General features: G+C 65.3%; 20 protein-coding genes. 7 read left to right on the top strand and 13 right to left on the bottom strand.

The features are described 5' to 3' along the window. The first annotated feature begins 1 nt into the window (after position 1). Positions 2 to 883 (top strand): DMT family transporter, encoded by an 882-nt coding sequence (locus Har1131_RS03425; RefSeq protein WP_044952050.1) that lies wholly within the window; start codon positions 2 to 4, stop codon positions 881 to 883. 5 nt (positions 884 to 888) lie between these two features. On the opposite strand, the gene Har1131_RS21615 is transcribed toward Har1131_RS03425, so the two are convergent. After that, the gene (locus Har1131_RS21615; RefSeq protein WP_004590650.1) at positions 889 to 1053 is read right to left on the bottom strand and encodes a hypothetical protein; all 165 of its coding nucleotides are present in this window, start codon (positions 1051 to 1053) and stop codon (positions 889 to 891) included. Positions 1054 to 1175: 122 nt separating this feature from the next. Between Har1131_RS21615 and thiD the strand changes: the two genes are divergently transcribed. Together thiD and Har1131_RS03415 are read left to right on the top strand one after the other, a co-directional pair. Beyond that, complete coding sequence (gene thiD / locus Har1131_RS03420; protein WP_151103892.1) at positions 1176 to 2552, top strand: bifunctional hydroxymethylpyrimidine kinase/phosphomethylpyrimidine kinase; 1377 nt, start codon at positions 1176 to 1178, stop codon at positions 2550 to 2552. Between the two features lie 75 nt (positions 2553 to 2627). Further along, positions 2628 to 3263, top strand: a complete 636-nt coding sequence (locus Har1131_RS03415) for a DsbA family protein (protein WP_014041508.1) — start codon at positions 2628 to 2630, stop codon at positions 3261 to 3263. 42 nt (positions 3264 to 3305) lie between these two features. On the opposite strand, the gene ddh is transcribed toward Har1131_RS03415, so the two are convergent. Next, positions 3306 to 4232, bottom strand: a complete 927-nt coding sequence (ddh, locus tag Har1131_RS03410; RefSeq protein ID WP_014041509.1) for a D-2-hydroxyacid dehydrogenase — start codon at positions 4230 to 4232, stop codon at positions 3306 to 3308. A gap of 62 nt (positions 4233 to 4294) precedes the next feature. After that, positions 4295 to 4471, bottom strand: coding sequence for a hypothetical protein (locus tag Har1131_RS21610; protein WP_155120751.1), 177 nt, complete (start codon positions 4469 to 4471; stop codon positions 4295 to 4297). Positions 4472 to 4636: 165 nt separating this feature from the next. On the opposite strand from Har1131_RS21610, the gene Har1131_RS03405 reads away from it, so the two are divergent. Continuing rightward, on the top strand, positions 4637 to 5731 hold the full coding sequence (locus Har1131_RS03405) for a sulfite exporter TauE/SafE family protein (protein WP_014041511.1): 1095 nt from the start codon (positions 4637 to 4639) through the stop codon (positions 5729 to 5731). Positions 5732 to 5735: 4 nt separating this feature from the next. Continuing rightward, the gene (locus tag Har1131_RS03400) at positions 5736 to 6173 is read left to right on the top strand and encodes a universal stress protein (RefSeq protein ID WP_050007490.1); all 438 of its coding nucleotides are present in this window, start codon (positions 5736 to 5738) and stop codon (positions 6171 to 6173) included. 27 nt (positions 6174 to 6200) lie between these two features. Here the strand turns inward: Har1131_RS03400 and Har1131_RS03395 are convergent, their stop codons facing one another. From Har1131_RS03395 to Har1131_RS03380, 4 genes are all read right to left on the bottom strand, one after another. Further along, positions 6201 to 6719: an HPP family protein gene (locus Har1131_RS03395; RefSeq protein ID WP_050037173.1), complete on the bottom strand. Its 519-nt coding sequence runs from the start codon at positions 6717 to 6719 to the stop codon at positions 6201 to 6203. A 94-nt stretch (positions 6720 to 6813) separates the two neighbouring features. Next, positions 6814 to 7581 carry a glycerophosphoryl diester phosphodiesterase membrane domain-containing protein gene (locus Har1131_RS03390; RefSeq protein ID WP_050037174.1) on the bottom strand — a complete coding sequence of 256 codons (768 nt, stop codon included), beginning with the start codon at positions 7579 to 7581 and terminating at the stop codon, positions 6814 to 6816. A gap of 62 nt (positions 7582 to 7643) precedes the next feature. Next, positions 7644 to 7991, bottom strand: a complete 348-nt coding sequence (locus tag Har1131_RS03385) for a thioredoxin family protein (protein ID WP_044952312.1) — start codon at positions 7989 to 7991, stop codon at positions 7644 to 7646. A 97-nt stretch (positions 7992 to 8088) separates the two neighbouring features. Beyond that, on the bottom strand, positions 8089 to 8649 hold the full coding sequence (locus Har1131_RS03380) for a sugar O-acetyltransferase (RefSeq protein WP_050037175.1): 561 nt from the start codon (positions 8647 to 8649) through the stop codon (positions 8089 to 8091). 243 nt (positions 8650 to 8892) lie between these two features. On the opposite strand from Har1131_RS03380, the gene Har1131_RS03375 reads away from it, so the two are divergent. Beyond that, entirely contained in the window at positions 8893 to 10869 is a 1977-nt protein-coding gene (locus Har1131_RS03375; protein WP_050037176.1) for a DUF460 domain-containing protein, read from the top strand. 115 nt (positions 10870 to 10984) lie between these two features. Then, complete coding sequence (locus tag Har1131_RS03370) at positions 10985 to 12031, top strand: HAMP domain-containing sensor histidine kinase (RefSeq protein ID WP_050037177.1); 1047 nt, start codon at positions 10985 to 10987, stop codon at positions 12029 to 12031. Positions 12032 to 12042: 11 nt separating this feature from the next. On the opposite strand, the gene Har1131_RS03365 is transcribed toward Har1131_RS03370, so the two are convergent. The 6 genes from Har1131_RS03365 to Har1131_RS03340 form a co-directional block, all read right to left on the bottom strand. Then, positions 12043 to 12288 carry a hypothetical protein gene (locus Har1131_RS03365; protein WP_004590621.1) on the bottom strand — a complete coding sequence of 82 codons (246 nt, stop codon included), beginning with the start codon at positions 12286 to 12288 and terminating at the stop codon, positions 12043 to 12045. Positions 12289 to 12326: 38 nt separating this feature from the next. Further along, positions 12327 to 12737 (bottom strand): SCP2 sterol-binding domain-containing protein, encoded by a 411-nt coding sequence (locus tag Har1131_RS03360; protein WP_014041519.1) that lies wholly within the window; start codon positions 12735 to 12737, stop codon positions 12327 to 12329. Between the two features lie 117 nt (positions 12738 to 12854). Continuing rightward, a complete protein-coding gene (locus tag Har1131_RS03355) occupies positions 12855 to 13577 on the bottom strand; it encodes an ABC transporter ATP-binding protein (RefSeq protein WP_011224244.1) in 723 nt (240 codons plus the stop codon). Then, positions 13574 to 14386, bottom strand: a complete 813-nt coding sequence (locus Har1131_RS03350; RefSeq protein ID WP_023843442.1) for an ABC transporter ATP-binding protein — start codon at positions 14384 to 14386, stop codon at positions 13574 to 13576. Before Har1131_RS03350 ends, Har1131_RS03355 begins: the two co-directional genes overlap by 4 nt. Next, the gene (locus Har1131_RS03345) at positions 14379 to 15488 is read right to left on the bottom strand and encodes a branched-chain amino acid ABC transporter permease (RefSeq protein ID WP_050007487.1); all 1110 of its coding nucleotides are present in this window, start codon (positions 15486 to 15488) and stop codon (positions 14379 to 14381) included. Before Har1131_RS03345 ends, Har1131_RS03350 begins: the two co-directional genes overlap by 8 nt. Further along, positions 15485 to 16402 (bottom strand): branched-chain amino acid ABC transporter permease, encoded by a 918-nt coding sequence (locus Har1131_RS03340; protein WP_014041522.1) that lies wholly within the window; start codon positions 16400 to 16402, stop codon positions 15485 to 15487. The genes Har1131_RS03345 and Har1131_RS03340 overlap by 4 nt, the downstream gene beginning before the upstream one ends. Positions 16403 to 16429 lie beyond the last annotated feature (27 nt).

Raw genomic sequence — 16429 nt, 5'->3', positions numbered from 1 at the left:
GTTGTCAACCGTGAACGTCGGAATCGCGTACGCCGTTCTGTCGGCGCTGGTGTTCGGGGTGTACCTGTTCGTGATGAAGCGGTGGTTCACCGAGTATCCGTCGCCGGTGTTCCTGTTGCTTACGTACAGCCTGGTCCCCATCGTCTACCTCCCCATCGTCTTCGTCAGCAACGAGCCCTTCCTCCCGGCGGGCAACCGCGTCAACGTCCTCTCGTCGGTTCTCGCCGTGACGGCGGTGACGGCGGTTGGACTGCTCACCCTCTTTCGAGCGATCCGCGTCGGCGAAGTCTCCTACGTGTCGCCGATCAGCAAAATCGTTCCCGTGTTCGTGTTACCGCTGGAAGTCGGACTGCTGGGCCAGCATCTCTCGGCGCTGCAGGTCGGCGGTGTCGTCGTCGCGACCGCCGCCGTCTACGTCGCGAACTGGCAGGGCACAGCGTTGCTGGCCCCGCTCAAGCGGGCCCGGAAGTCCCGGCCCGCACAGCTAGCCTTACTGTCGGCTGCGGCGTTCGCGCTCGTCGATGTAAGCAAGCGGGTGCTGATGCAGGAACTGGCCGTCGAACCGACGACCTACATCCCGGTGATGGCCGTCGGCATCGCCGTCTTGATGACGCCGCTCGCGTTCCGGTATCAGGTCCCGCCGGGATGGCGGGGGGACCTCCCGAAGTTCGTCGTCGCGGCGATGTTCGTCGCCTACGCGAACCACATCGTGTTGCTGTCCTTCCAGTTGCTCCCGGCGAGTATCGTCTCACCCATCGTCAACGGGCAAGCCATCGTCGCCGTTATTCTGGGCGCGATTGTTCTCGACGAAGCGCAGTTCCGAGCACGCCTGGCCGCTGCGGGGCTGGCTATCGTCGGTATCGCGATGATATCGGTCGGATAGAAAGGTCAGGCCGACTTTCGTTCCGACGAGCAGCCGACTTGTACCGCATAGCTGGATTGAAGCCACGCGGTCGGGTTCTCGGTGTCGTAGACGACGACGTCGCCGCCGCCAGTTGTGAAGCTGCCGTACTGCTCGTCGGAGTCGGTAGTATCGCGCGACGCTGGTTCCATTGTGGTACAAGGGCACATCCGACACAGTGACACATAAATGTTTCTCAAATGTAGTATGGAGTAATATTAGCATACTAGGATTTGGCCGCATAGTTTCGTCCGACTGAGAGACCAGCACCGATATGTGGCCGCCAGTGAAGTCATCAGGTATGACACGAGCGGACGCCCCAGTGACGCCGCCAGTCGTGCTGACCGTCGCCGGCAGCGACTCCGGTGGCGGGGCCGGTATCCAGGCCGACGTCAAGACCATCGAGGCCTGTGGCGGCTTCGGGACCAGCGCGATCACCAGCATCACGGCACAGAACACCACGGGCGTACAGGGCCAGCATCTGCTCCCGATTGAACAGATCGAGGCCCAGATCGAGGCGGTCACGGGAGATTTCGACGTGGCCGCGGTCAAGACGGGGATGCTCGCGACGAGCGACGTCATCGACCTGGTCGTGGAACACGCTGCCGACCTGCCGAACCTCGTCGTCGACCCGGTGATGGTGGCAGCGTCGGGCGACCGACTGCTGGCCGCCGAAGCCGAAGACGCCTACGAGACCCTCATCGCCGAAGCGACGCTTGTCACACCGAACGCCGACGAGGCCGCCGTCCTGACCGGCCGCGACGTCGACGACCCCGAGGCCGCGGAACAGGCTGGCCGCGACCTCGTCGAGATGGGGGCCGACAGCGCGCTCGTGAAAGGGGGCCACGTCCCGGGCGACGCCGTGGTCGACACTCTCGTAACCGAGGACGGGGTAACGACGTTCCGCCACGACCGCATCGACACCGAGGCCACCCACGGTTCGGGCTGTACGCTGTCCTCGGCCATCGCGACGCAGTTGGCCCACGGCGACGACCTGCCGACGGCAGTCGGAGACAGTATCGACCTGCTTGCGAGCGCAGTCCGGTACAACCTCGACGTTGGTGAAGGCCCGGGTGCGGTCCACCACCTCGTCCAGACGCGCAACGACGCCGCACGCCATCCGACGGGCGAGGCCGTTGAGCGGGCTGTGTCGGCGCTCGTCAAGGCGGACGTGTCGACGCTGGTCCCCGAGCGAGGGATGACCGTCGCCGGCGCGACGCCCTACGCGGAGACGCCGGACGCGGTCGCCGCCGTCGAGGGCCGCATCGCCCGCACGATGGACGGCGTCCGGCCGAACCGCGGCGTCCGCTTTGGCGCATCGACGACGGTGGCTCGTGCCCTGCTGGCCGCCCGGGAGCACGACCCAGCGGTCCGGTTCGCCGTCGACTGCCGACTGACCGATGCCATCGAGGACGCGCTGGCGTCGCTGGACGGCTCAGTCGCTACGTACGACCCCGACGAGCAACCGGCCGAGGTTTCCGACGACGCCGCGGCACAGTGGGGCATCGACCGGGCGTTCGGGACCAGCGACGGAACGCCGGTCGCCGTCGTCGGCCGCGAGGGCGTGGGTACCGACGGCCGCGTGATGCTGCTCGCAGCGGACGTCGACGACCTCGTCTCCCGGGTGGAGACCATCGGGGACGGCGCGTAGCGGGCCGGTCGGTCGTGCGCTGTGTCGACACAGACGGTGACCGCGTTTAACCGCGAGCAACGCATACCCGGACGTATGAGTGAGACACAGTCGAGCGAGCGGATCACGGTCTTCTCGGACTACGTCTGCCCGTTCTGTTATCTCGGACGCGAATCGCTCAGGCAGTATCAGTCGACGCGCGAGGAGAAACTGGAGGTCGACTGGCACCCCTTCGACCTCCGGAGCGGGAAGCGCAACCCCGATGGCTCCATCGACCACTCCGTCGACGACGGCAAGGACGAGGACTACTACGAACAGGCCAAGCAGGGCGTCCGTCGGCTCCAGGATAAGTACGGCGTCGAGATGGATCTGGATATCGCCACCGACATCGATTCGCTGCCCGCCCAGATCGCCTCCTACTACGTCAAGGAGCACTACGACTACGAGACGTGGCTGACCTTCGACGTGGCCGTTTTCGAGGCGCTGTGGCAGGGCGGGCAGGATATCGGCGACGAGGACCTGCTGGTCGACCTAGCCGAGGACGCGGGCGTCGACGGCGACGAGATCCGGTCGGCGCTCGCGGACGACGGCCTCCGGTCTGCGGTCCGCGAGAAGTTCACGGCGGCCAAGCGCCAGGGCATCACCGGCGTCCCGACGTTCGCGTACGACGGCCACGCCGCCCGCGGCGCGGTCCCGCCCGAGCAGCTAGAACGGCTAGTCGAAGGCACCTGAGCGGCGCAGCCGGTCGCTGTACTCGAATAGCAGGAAGCGAACTTACGCGACGCGATTCCGCAGTGACTTGCCGCGGTCGATCCGTTCGATGTTCTCCTGAACGAGGGCCGCGATATCCTCGTGATACCGGTTCGTGAACGCGGCGACGTGTGGCGTTACGATGACCGACTCGTGGTCCCAGAGCGGATGGTTCGCTGGCAGCGGTTCCTCCCAGTGGGCGTCGAGGGCCGCCCCGGCAATCGTCCCGTCGTCGAGCGCGTTCAGCAGCGCGTCCTCGACGACGACAGGCCCACGGGCGACGTTGACGAGGTAGCTGTCGGCCCGCATCTGCGCGAGCAAAGCGGCGTCGACCATGCCTTCGGTTTCTACGGTGAGCGGACAACACAGCACGACGAAGCGTGCGTCGGCGACGGCGGCGTCCAGTTCGTCGGGTGTGTACACGCGCTCGACGTTCTCGGCGGGGTCACCGGAGCGGCGAACGCCGACGACCTCCATCCCCAGTGCGTCGGCCCGGTCAGCGATTCCCTGACCGATGGTGCCCAGACCGGCCACGCATACCTGCTCGCCAGTCAGCGTGAACGGCGCGTCGTACGGTTCCTGCGTCCAGTCGTTGTCGCCCTGTCGGTCCCGGTAGACGTGGAGACGGCGAGCAAACGCCGTCAGATAGCCGACGGCGGTTTCCGGGACGGTGTCGCCGTGGATACCAGTGCTGTTCGTCAGTACCGTCCCGGCCGCCTCGTAGGCGTCCACGTCGAACTCGTCGTAGCCCGCACGGATGCCGTGGACCCAGGCGGCGTCCAGAAACGCCTCCCGCGGAGAGAACGTGACGACGCAGTCACTGGTATCGAAGGTTGCGTCGTCGCCGACAACTTCGACAGGGACGCCGAGCCCCTGTAGCGCGGCGACCATCGCCTCCAGCGGACAGGCCTTCGCAACTGACTCGTGAACAGCGATTCTAGCGATATCCATGTCCGTCCCTGCGGCGGGGACAGTATAGTCCTTTTCCGGAACGCGGCGAAATGTCGAACCGATCAGTCCCAGCGGCTTTCGAGCGCGTCGACACGCATCTCGATGTAGCGGCGGGACCACCGCTTCGAGAACCGACGCAGGGGTCCAAAGAGCCCGTCTGTGTCCGCGGCGTCGGCAGAAACGTCTTCATCGTAACTCGACCGGCCGCCCGACTCCATCGGTCCCTCTGGAAAACTCATAACGATATGTGTTACCACGGGCTGTGAAATAAATATTAGGGATATTAGGCCACCGGAGACCTCGTGTGTTTTTGCCGTCTTCGCGTATTTATGCCATCATTTTTGAAACAAGTACAGACAACAAGGGATTTAAGCGATAATTAACAATGCTGGCTTCACGCGTCAATGACCACGTCGTCACCGTCCAGTCGACTCCAGAAGGGGTTTCTCAAGTACCAGCACGTCTTCGTGTTTCTGGCACCACTGCTGTTCGTCGTCGGTGTGTACACCGCCGCACCGACGCCCGCGGACGCGGGCACCGGCTACTGGTTCGAGTACTGGTGGCTCTGTATCGCCTTCGTCACTGGTGCAACCATCGTCAACACGGTCGGTATCAGCGGGTCGGCCCTGTTCGTTCCGTTTCTCATCTTCATCTTCCCGCTACTAGCCGGAGAGACGCTGACACCGGAGACACTGGTGAAGGTCGGGCTCATCAGCGAATCGTTCGGCCTCTCCAGTTCCGCACTCGCGTTTATCCAGTACGGGCTCGTCGACCGACGGCTCGCGCTGAGCCTCGTCCTCGGGAGCGTGCCCTTTGTCATCGCCGGCGCGCTACTGTCGTTTGTCATCCCGGAGCCGCTGTTTCACGCGTTGCTCGGCATCGCTCTGCTGGCGGCGTCGTACTTGCTTTTCAAGGCTGACCTCGGCCACGAGGAGCCGGGCGCGGCAGGCGACAGTGACCCGGAGGTATCGGCTGATGGGGGCGACGCGACACTCCCCGACGACGACAACAAGCTCGGCCCGGCCGGCGTCGAAACGGCCGACGACGGAGCAGTGACGCGCGTCGACCGCGACGGCAACGACTACGGCTACACGCGCGGCGGCTATCTCGAACGCTTCGCGAACTACAGCATCGGCGGCGTCTTCCAGGGACTGGCCGGCTTCGGCGTCGGCGAACTGGGCATCATCTCGATGCTCCGGACAGAGGTCCCTGTCCGGGTCGCCATCGGCACGAACCACATCGTCGTCGCGACGACGGCCGTGCTGGCGTCGCTGGTTCACGTCTTCGGCGGCGGCCTCGTTCCGGGCGCGCACTCGATCGACCTCGCGTCGACGCCGTGGAACATGGTCGTCTGGACCGTGCCCGCGACCGTCACCGGCGGCCAGATCGCACCGTACGTCTCGACCGCACTGGATACCGGGACCATCAAGAAGTTCGTCGGCGGGTTGTTCGCAGTCATCGCCGTAGCACTGTTCCTGATGGCGACGGGTGGTGTCTAAGACGATGTACGACACGATCCTCCTCCCGACCGACGGCAGCGACGGTATCGGTGCGGCCGCGAGGCATGCCGGAACGATTGCAGGTCGGTTCGACGCGACAGTCCACGTCCTCTCGGTCGTCGACACCCGCAACCGGTTCGAGAGCCCGTCGAGCGGTCTCTCGACCGACGCATGGATCGAGGCGGAGCGGGAGCGCGCAGGGACGGCCATCGATGCGACCGTCGCCGAGCTACCCGACGACGTTTCGGTCGAGACCACACAGCGAGAGGGCGTCCCGAAGACGGAAATCGTCGACGCCGTCACGGAGATTCCGGCGGACCTCGTCGTGATGGGGACCCACGGCCGGACCGGACTGGACCACTATCTCATCGGCAGCGTTGCAGAGACGGTCGTCCGCGAATCGCCGGTGCCGGTGCTGACCGTCCAGCTGTCGGACGAGTGAGCACGGTACAGGGGCCAGTGTGACGCATCAGCCATCGACCAGGGCTGTCCGGGACGGATCAGTAGCTCGGTGGTACGCTGACAGCACGAGCGCGTGGAACGCGACGAGAACGCCGACACCGACGACGATGACTGCGACCTGCAGCGGCGTCGAGAGCAGCCCTAAGGAGACGATGAGCGTCGTCGCGCAGGCCGGTGCGTGGACCGTATCTGTTGCAATCATCCCCCAGCTCGTCACGACGAGCGAGAGGGTCGCGCTCGCGACGAGGCGGAGCCCGGCCATGGAGAATGCGGTCGGGTCCGCGACGAGTGAGACACCGCCGGCAAGCAGGCTGTACGCGAACAGCCCCGCAACGCCGCCGATGAGATGGCTCGCGACGACGCTTATCAGGTCCGTCCGGTCGCCGTTCCGCTGGAAGGACAGGATGAACGCCGAGGGGCCCAGACTCGGGAAAATGAACGGCTGCCCGCTCGCCCACGCGAGCGTCCCGAGAACAACGAACAGCACACCAGCGTACATGCTTGTCCCGACCCGATGCCGTCGCATTGCTCCCGGTAGGAAACTGGACGGATAAGACAGTCACGGTCCGACAGAGCGCGCTGTAGTCCCGAGTGGGGACAACAGCGGCCAGCGGCTCCAGTCAGAGAGCGGCCATCGACGTATCGTCCTCGCTCGGGGCCGACGGCGGCCTCCCGTCACGCTCACGGAGTTGCTCGAACGCGACCGCGATAATCGCCGTGCCGTACAGCGACGCCAGTGGTTGGATGACGATGGTCGGAAGCTGCGAAGTCGGCCCCGAAAGCGCCAGCGCGCCGACGAATCCGATGACACCGCCGACGAGCGCCGCGGCGGTACCGACAATTAACAGCAGTCCGAACAGCGCCAGCCGGTTGCCCTCGGTGAGCCGATAGCTCTCTTTGAGCGCCGCGACGAAGTTCCGGTCTTCGACGATGACGTACGGCATCATGAAGATGAACGCGACGTAGGCGAAGATGCCAGGGATGAGGAGCAGGACCGACCCAATGAACACCAGTAGACTGTAGACGATTCCGCCGACGAACACGTTCACCATCGCCAGCGGTACGTTCCGAGTGAGCGCTCCCGTGGGGAAACTGTCACGCGCTCCGGCAGCGAACGTCCGGAAAGACACGATGGTGAGATACAGTGAGACCACAGAGCCAATGGCGATACCGGCACCAGCGACATTGAGCGAGATGTCGAGGGTCAGCGGCAGGGCTGCGGCGATCTCGCCGTATCCCATCCTGGTGTAGGTCGTCGCCACGATCGTGTTGAACAGTGCTTGAAAGCTAGCCATCAGGGCGAAAAACGCTACGAGTAGTATCGCGCCGGTACGACTGAACAGCCGATACCCCGCCTCTTCGAGGACGGAGCCGATTTGGAGGGCCATCAAGGGAGCGCTTCGACAAGCGGGGACATAAGTGTTGTCTCAGTGTGAGAAGGCCACTCGGTTCACGCGTCCGATTCCGACCCGCTTTCGACGAACTCGATTAGCTCCTCGGCCGGGACGAACCCGTCGGCACGGCGGTCGATAAGCTCCCCGTCGGCAAACAGCAGGAACGTCGGGACGCTCCGCACGTCGAACGCGTCGACGGCATCGAGGTCGCGTTTGGGATTGAATACGACGACTGTCGCGTCGGTGGCTTTCGCGGCGATGTCGAGTATCGGCTCCATCGACTTGCAGATTGTACAGCCGCTTGTCCGGACCATCGCCAGTACGCGGTCGGCCGTCGCCAGCACGTCGTCGAGTTCGTCCCGCGTTTCGACCGTCCGAACGCCGTGTTCCGTTGTCGTGTCCATATCTTCGGTCGTGGTGTCCATACAGTCAGTACGTGCCACAGCGCGAAGAACCCCGCGACGGGTCACAGCCGCTCAGCCACGCTTGCTGCGCGGGCCGTCAGTCCTCAATTTCTCGTACGACCGACGCGGGGTTCCCCTGAACGACGACGCCGGCGGGAACGTCGTCGGTCACGACAGCGCCGGACCCAACGACGGCGTCGTCGCCGATGGTGACGCCCGGATTGACGACCGCCTGACCGCCGATCCAGACGTTGTGGCCGATAGACACTGGCTTTCCGTACTCGACGCCGCTGCGTCGTTCGTCCGGGTCCAGCGGATGTGTCGCGGTGTAGATGTGGACGCCCGGCCCGAGCAGGCAGTCGTCGCCGATGTCGACCCGGCACACGTCCAGCACGACGCAGTCGAAGTTCGCGTAAAAGCCCTCGCCGACGTGGATGTTGTCGCCGTAGTCACACCGGAAGGGCGGTTCGACGTGACAGTCCGCACCGACGGAGCCGAACAGGTCCTCGATGAGTGCCTGTCTGGTGTCGGTGTCCGATGGATCGGTCCGGTTGTACTCCCGGGTGAGTTCGTTCGCGCGCTCGCGAGCCGCGACGAGTTCTGGGTCGCTCGCGTCGTAGTGCTCGCCCGCGAGCATCTTCTCCCGTTCAGATACCATGCCGACCTACCTCCGAAGTCTCTCTCGCGGCGTAGCGAGGGATGGTCATAGTGGGCCGTCGGAGCGCCCTGATAAGAGGTGTTGGGGTCAACGATCCCGAACAATAACCCCCTCCGCAAGCCAGTTGAACAATCCACGCTGGGTGGGGCTTTCTGGCTGTTCGAAGTCTCACTCACGTACCGAACAGTGCCCATACTGCTAGCCCGGAACGGATTTATAGTCGACCGTCGCCTACCATGGTTCGTGAACCGCACGGCAGCGCTCGACGCAGTCGTCTTCGGTGTCGACATCCAGAGCGGCGACGTGCGCGGCGACGCGCCGTCGTACGCGCTAGTGGTCTTCGACGGGGAATCAGTCGAGCGAGACGTGGTCTCGCGGCGGAAGCTCCGCCGGCGTATCGACGACGAGGAGCCGGCCATCGTCGCGACGGACAACATGTACGAACTCGCCGAGGACAAAAACGCCCTCATCCACTTTCTGGGGTCGCTCCCCGACGAGACGAAGCTGGTGCAGGTGACAGGCGACGAGCGACCGGAACCGCTCTCGCGGGTCGCCAAGCGCCACGGCGTCCCCTACGGCAAGGACCCGATGGAGGAGGCCGAGGCCGCGGCCCGACTGGCTGCCGCCAACGTCGGCCAGGAGGTGTCCGCATTCACCGACACGACGGAGGTGAAGGTCTCGCGGGGCCGCTCGACCGGAAAAGGTGGGTGGTCAGAAGACCGCTACACGCGACGCATCCACGGCGCAGTCCGGAAGCGAGCGCGCGAAATCGAGTCCGAGCTCGACGCGGCCGGCCTGGAGTACGAGCGGGACGTGACCGAGAAGTACGGCGGCTTCTCGAACGCCGTCTTTCTGGTGTCGGCCCGACCGCAGGACATCCCCGTATCGAGAGCGCGTTCGGGCGATACGCGCGTCGAAATCGAGCGCCAGCGGCGGGACGGTATCGAGTTCAAACCGCTGGCGAAGCGGCGCGACCACGTCGTCGTCGGCGTCGACCCCGGGACAACGACGGCTGTCGCCATCGTCTCCCTCGACGGCACTGTACTGGATGTATACTCCTCGCGAACCGACGGCACCGCCGCGACGACGGAGTGGATTATCGAGCGCGGGCGGCCCGTCGTCGTCGCCGCCGACGTGACGCCGATGCCCGAGACCGTCGAGAAACTCCGGCGCTCGTTCAGCGCTGCCGGCTGGGAGCCCGATACGGACCTGCCCGTCGACGAGAAGAAACACCGGACACGCGAGGAAGCCTACGACAACGACCACGAGCGCGACGCGATGGCCGCCGCCCTCTACGCCTTCGATCACCACGCCGACCAGTTCGAGCGCGTCGCGAGCAAGGTGCCGCCACAGCACGACGTGGGGCCGGTCATCGACCGCGTCGTCGCCGGCGAAGAGAGCGTCGAGACGGTGCTGCGTGACCTCGAAGACGACGACGGCGAGGCCGAAGAGGACACGGCTCACGAGCCCCGGGAGCTCACCGACGACGAGAAGGAGATCAAGCGGCTGAACGCCCGCATCGAACGGCTCGAATCACACGTCGACGACCTCAAGGAGACGATCAAGCGCAAGGACGACCAGCTCGCCGAGAAGGACAAACAGCTGGAGAAGGCCCGCAGCGAGGGCCGGCGCGAAGTCAGAAAAGACCGCGAGGTGACGCGGCTACAGCGGCGCAACGAGGCCTTAGAGCGGAAGGTCGAGGAAGAGGAGGAGAAACGCGAGGCGCTGGCCGACAAACTCGACCGGCTGAAGGCGCTGTGGAAGCTCGACCACTCGAACTTCGCCGACGTGTCGGAGAAACAGGAGGGGCTCACCCCGGTCAAGGTGGTCGAGCAGTTCACCAAGGACGCCATCGCCGACGCCGACGAGCGGTTCGGCCTCGTCGAGGACGACATCGTCATGTTCCGGGACGCCTCGGGCGCGGGTCGCTCGACGGCGCAGCAGTTGGCCGACATCGACCCGAAAATCGTCCTCCGGAACGGCAATCTCTCCGATATCGCTGATCAAGTGCTGTTCGACAACGAGGTCCCCGTCGCACCGGCTGAACTGGTCACCGTGCAGGAAGTGGACGAACTGGCCGTCGCCCGCGAGGGCGAAATCGAGGCCGCAATCGAGGACTGGGAGGAACGCGCCGCCGACCGCCGGAAGGAACAGAACGCGGAGATGGTGGACCAGATCATCAGCGAACACCGGGCCGACCGGCCGACAAGCGAGAACTAGGCGCTGTCCGGGCTGTCGGCGGACAGTAGCTGTATGGAACCCCGTTCAGTGTCACTTGCCGAACCGCGGGCCGTCTGTACTGCGTGGTTATATTCATTGGGTGCCTCTCTCTCGCATGGATGACCAGTGTCGTGTTCTGGCGGCCGCACTCGAAACGCTCGACGATGTCTTCTACGTCTACGACACGGACGGCCGGCTTGCCTACTGGAACGCCCGACTGAACGAACTGTTCGGCCTGACGGACAGCGAACTGTCGGGCATGGACCCAACCGAGTTTTTCGTCGCGGACGACCGGGCAGCCGTTGAAGCAGCCATCGAGGAGGTGTTTGAATCAGGTCAAACGAGCGTCGAAGCGCGGGCGGAGACGACAGAAGGGGTAGTGACGTTCGAACTCAGCGGTCGGCTTCTTACGGGGGACGACGGCACAGTGCAGGGGTTCAGCGGTGTCGGTCGCGACATCACGGACCGGCGCGAACGGGAGTGGCACCTCCAGCGGCAGAACGAGCGGCTCACGGAGTTCGCTGACCTGCTAGCACACGACCTCCGGACGCCGCTTGCCGTCACCAGCGGCCACCTCGAACTCGCTGCCGAGGAGCTGTCGCCCGAACGTATCGACGCCGCCAGAGACGGGTTGGGGCGGTTAGAAGCCATCATCGACGATATGCGAACCGCGACCAGAGAGGGAGCGCTGGCGGCCGACAAGCAGACCATCAATATCGCCGACGTGGCGACGACAGCGTGGAACCACGTCGAAACCGGCAGTGCAGTGCTGGAACCGCCGCCGTCGATACTGGTCGAAGCCGACGCAAAGCGATTGCTCCGACTGTTCGAGAACGTCTTCGCCAACGCCGTCACACACGGTCCTGAACGCGACGAACGGGGCTCTGACGAGGAACGCGACGGTGACGCGACCGGCATAACAGTTCGTGTCGTGCCGACGCCCGACGGCTTCGCGGTCGAGGACGACGGCCGGGGAATCGCTCCCGACGAACGGGAGCGGGTGTTCGAACCGGGCGCGTCACGGGCGGCTGATGGGACCGGCTTCGGTCTCTATATCGTCAGGGCAATCGCCGAAGCCCACGGCTGGACAGTACGTGCCACAGCAGGAGAACACGGCGGTGCACGGTTCGAGTTCGATATTGATGCGGACACCGCCTGTTAGTCGTCTCCGCCTCAGGGCATGCCGTCGCCGCCCATACCGCCACCGCCCATGCCGCCGCCACCCATACCGCCCATGCCGCCGCCGAGTCCGAACGCGCCGAGCAGGCTCGTGACGAGGCCGTAGACGACCAGTCCGAGGCCCCCGACAACGAGAGCGATGCCGACGGCGACGATGGGTGCCTTCCACGCGACCAGACCGATGCCGGCGAGCAAAACGACGATGCCGCCGATACCAACCGCACCGAGTTTGTCGAGCATACCCGTGTAGGCCAAGCGGGCGGACAAAAGCCCGTCGGTCAGTGCTCGAACTCGGTGTCGACGTTCTGTGCCGCCGCGACCATCTCGGCGATGGTGTCCTGGCGGCGCAGCAGCCGCATCGTATCGCCCTCGACGTCGAACGTCCCGTCCATCGCCGCGGCGGAGATATCGAGGTCGCCCTGCAGCATCGTGACCCACTGACTGTAGGGACCACGGAACGCGAAGTCGTACTCGGGGTCCGCGACCGTCCCAGCGGCGGTACAGACACCGTCCTTGATTACAACGACGAACTGTATCGGTTCGCCGGTATAGGCGTCGTCAGCACGGATTTCGAAACAGAATACGGCGGTGAAGCCGTCGGCGCTGTCGGCGAACTCGGACCGGTCGTTTATCCGGTCGCGCCACGCGGCGGCCCAGTCGTCGGCCTCGGTCGGCAGCGTCACAGTCATTGGCAGGCGGTATGCAAGGGGGGCTTTTCTGTGTTGCCTTGTCCGTTCGAATGCGACGCCAGCAGGGTCGTCGTCGCGGCTCCGCGGCGAGCGCGAATAAAACAGCGATGTGAGACCTCAGCGGCGGGATTCGCCGCCGAGATACAGCCGGGACACCTCGGGGTCGTCGAGCAGCGAGTCCGCCTCGCCCTCGAACTTGACTGTCCCCTGGTCGAGGACGAACCCGCGGTCGGAGATGCCCAGCCCCTCGCGGGCGTTCTGCTCGACCATGAGGATCGACGTGCCGAGGTCGTTGACCGTCTCCACGTCGTCGAACACCTCTTTCGCAGTGTTCGGTGCCAGCCCGGCGCTCGGCTCGTCGATGAGGAGCACGTCGGGCTCCATCACGAGCGCGCGGGCGAAGGCCAGCACCTGCCGCTGGCCGCCCGAGAGCGTCTTCGCGTTCGCGGTACGCTTGTCGTCGAGGATGGGGAACCGGTCGTACAGCTCGGCCACGACCTCGTCGAGGCCGCCGTCGCGGGCGACCCCGCCCATCCGGAGGTTCTCGTCGATGGTCAGCGAGCCGAACACGTTCTCGGTCTGTGGGACGTAGCCGACGCCGATACGGACGATGTCTTCGGGGGCCATGCCGCCGATCTCGCGGTCGCCCAAACGTACCGAGCCGGTCCATGGCTCCAGCATCCCGAACACCGTCTTGAGGACGGTAGACTTGCCGGCCCCGTTCGGGCCGACGAGGCAGGCGATCTCCCCCTCGCCGAGCGTCAGCGAGAGGTCGTCGAGCACCTGCACCTCGCCGTAGCCGCTGTCGACGCCGTCGACGGTGAGGATGGGGTCGGTCATTCCGACGGCCCTCCCAGGTAGGCGTCAATGACGCGCTCGTCGCTCCGGACCGCCTCGGGCGGCCCCTCGACGAGGACACTCCCCTGATTGAGGACGATAATCGGGTCGGCCAGGCGCATGATGAAGTTCATGTCGTGTTCGATGATGAGGAAGGTGATCCCCTCCTCGTTGAGTTCCTCGATGAACCCGGCCAGCTTGTCGGCCAGCACGGGGTTGACGCCAGCGACGGGCTCGTCGAGCAGGAGCAGGTCGGGTTCGGCCATCATCCCGCGGGCCAGTTCGACCAGTTTCATCTGTCCGCCCGAGAGGTCCGTCGCGGGCTGGGTGGCCAGATCGCCGATCTCGAACCGTTCGAGCATCTGCTGGGCCTGTTCCAGCGAGCGCCGTTCCTCCTGTTCGACGGTGTCAGGCGAGGTGAACAGCGGGATGATCGACTCCCCGGTCTGGTTGTGCGGCCCCACGAGCAGCGCCTCCCGGACGGTCATCCCCTCCGGTTTGCGCGGCGTCTGGAACGTCCGGATCATCCCCTGATCGGCGATCTGGTGGGGCTTCTGGCCAGTCACGTCGACGCCGTTGACTGCGACGGAGCCGGCGTCGGGTTCGTAGAAGCCCGAGACGAGATTGAACAGCGTGGACTTGCCGGCGCCGTTCGGGCCGATGAGGCCCGTTATGGTGCCGCGTTCGACCTCGATTGACGCGTCGTCCGTCGCCACGAGGCCGCCGAAGCGTTTCTCCAGCCCCTCAGCACGGAGGACGGGGTCCTCCTTGCCGAGAACGGGGCCGTCGGAGACGAGCGACTGCTCACTCATCGCGACCACCGCCCAGCGAGTCGGGCCAGATAAGCTCGCGCTCCGGCGGGAGAATCCCCTCCGGGCGGAGCCTGACGATAAAGATGATGAGCAGGCCGACCAGCATGAGTCGGAGCGGTGCCGCGCCGATGGGCAGTGCGCCAGTGTCGGTCAGGAAGCGCGTCCCCTGCTGGATGGCGACGATAGTGAACCCGCCCAGCATCGCACCGCGGTCGCTGCCGGTGCCGCCGAGGATGACAGCGACCCAGACGTAGAACGTCGTGATCGGCTGGAGGTCCGAGGGACTGACGAACAGGACGAGGTGGGAGTAGAACACGCCCGCGAGCGCCATGATGAGGCTCCCGATGACGAAGGCCTGCATCTTGAACGCGAACGTGTTCTTGCCCAGCGTCTCCGCGAGGTCCTCGTCGGTCCGGATGGTTCGCAGGACGCGGCCCCACGGCGACTGGTGGATGCGCCGGAGGAACAGGTAGACGGCCGCGACAATCACCGTGACGAGGACGACGTTCAGCGCGCTGGTGACCACCGACTGACTCATGTTGAACACCGGCGTCCCGCCTACGTAGAAGATGTAGGGGTACGTCAGGTCACCGAGCACGGGCCAGTCGGAGAAGAACAGCGGGATGCCGGTCAGCCCGGCGCTGCCCGCCGTCCACTGGGATTCGTTGAGGATGAAGATACGGACGACCTCTGCGAGCCCTAGCGACGCGATTGCGAGGTAGTCGTCGCGGAGTTTCAGCGTCGGATAGCCGATGATTACCGCGAGCACCGCGGCGAGACCGAGACCGCCGAACAGCGCGACGATGGGGCTGACACCACCGGATATCGGCGAGCCGGATGCCGTCAGCAGGGCGGTCCCGTACGCGCCGAGGCCGAAGAAGGCCGCGACGCTGAAGTTGATCATGCCGCCGTACCCCCACTGGACGTTCAGCCCCATCGAGAGGAGCATGTACATCGCCGACAGCCCGACGAGATACAGCAGGTACGCTGGGGCGAGGAAGCCGGTGATGACCGCGAGGAGCAAGAGCGCGGCGAGCGCGCCCAGCACCCCCGCGACGCCTTTCTCCCGGGGCGAGTACCCACCGACATCGAGCGCGCTCATGTCATATCACCCGCGATGCCGCGGGGCCTGACAAGCAGGACCGCGACCATGATGACGAATGCGACGGCCGGCGCGTAGGCGTTGCTGATGGGGAGCCCGATGTCGCCGAGCAACGGCGTCAGTTCGTGGAGCATCCCGATGAGCAGCCCACCGAGCATCGCCCCGTACACCGAACCGATACCGCCGAGGATGACCGCGGCGAACACGACCAGCAGGATGTTGAAGCCGATGCGCGGGTCGAGCTGGCTGTACAGCGCGAGGAAGACGCCACCGGCGGCGGCCAGGGCGCTGCCGACGACCCACATGACGAGGATAACGCGGTCGGTTCGGATGCCGCTCACGCGTGCGAGGTCGGGGTTGTCAGCCGTCGCACGCATCTTCCGGCCCAGCGTCGTCCGCTGGAGCAAGAGGTGTAGAGCGACGACGAGTACCGCCGCGCTGACGATGATCGCGACGTCTCGCTGTGTCACCGCGACGCCGAGCGTGTCCAGCAACACCTGAATCGGCCCGCTGCGACGGATATCGTACTGCAGGAAGTCCGTCCCGAAGGACGCCTGTAGCACCGCGCGGTAGACGAACGCCACGCCGATGCTCGTGATGAGGAGCCCGATCGAGTCCGTATCGAGGGGCTTGTACACGAGAATGTGAGTCAGGACGGCGACGACGGCCGCTAGCGCCATTCCGACTGCCAGGGCGATGAAGAACCCGATCGGGAGACCGAGAACGGTGCCGCCGAGACCGCCGAACACGCCGAACGCGACGAACGCCCCGTAGGCGCCCAGCGTCATCGTATCGCCGTGTGCGAAGTTCGCGAAGTCGGCGATGCTGTAGACCAGCGAGAGTCCGATGCTCCCGAGGATGATGATACTACTGAAAACGAGCCCGTTTGCCAGGTACTGTAATATCTGCGCCATTGGTGAAATTGGAAAAGGGTCGTGGCC

The sequence above is a fragment of the Haloarcula sp. CBA1131 genome (assembly GCF_008728975.1).
Lineage (GTDB): Archaea > Halobacteriota > Halobacteria > Halobacteriales > Haloarculaceae > Haloarcula > Haloarcula hispanica.
This window is presented reverse-complemented; position numbering and strand designations above follow the sequence as displayed.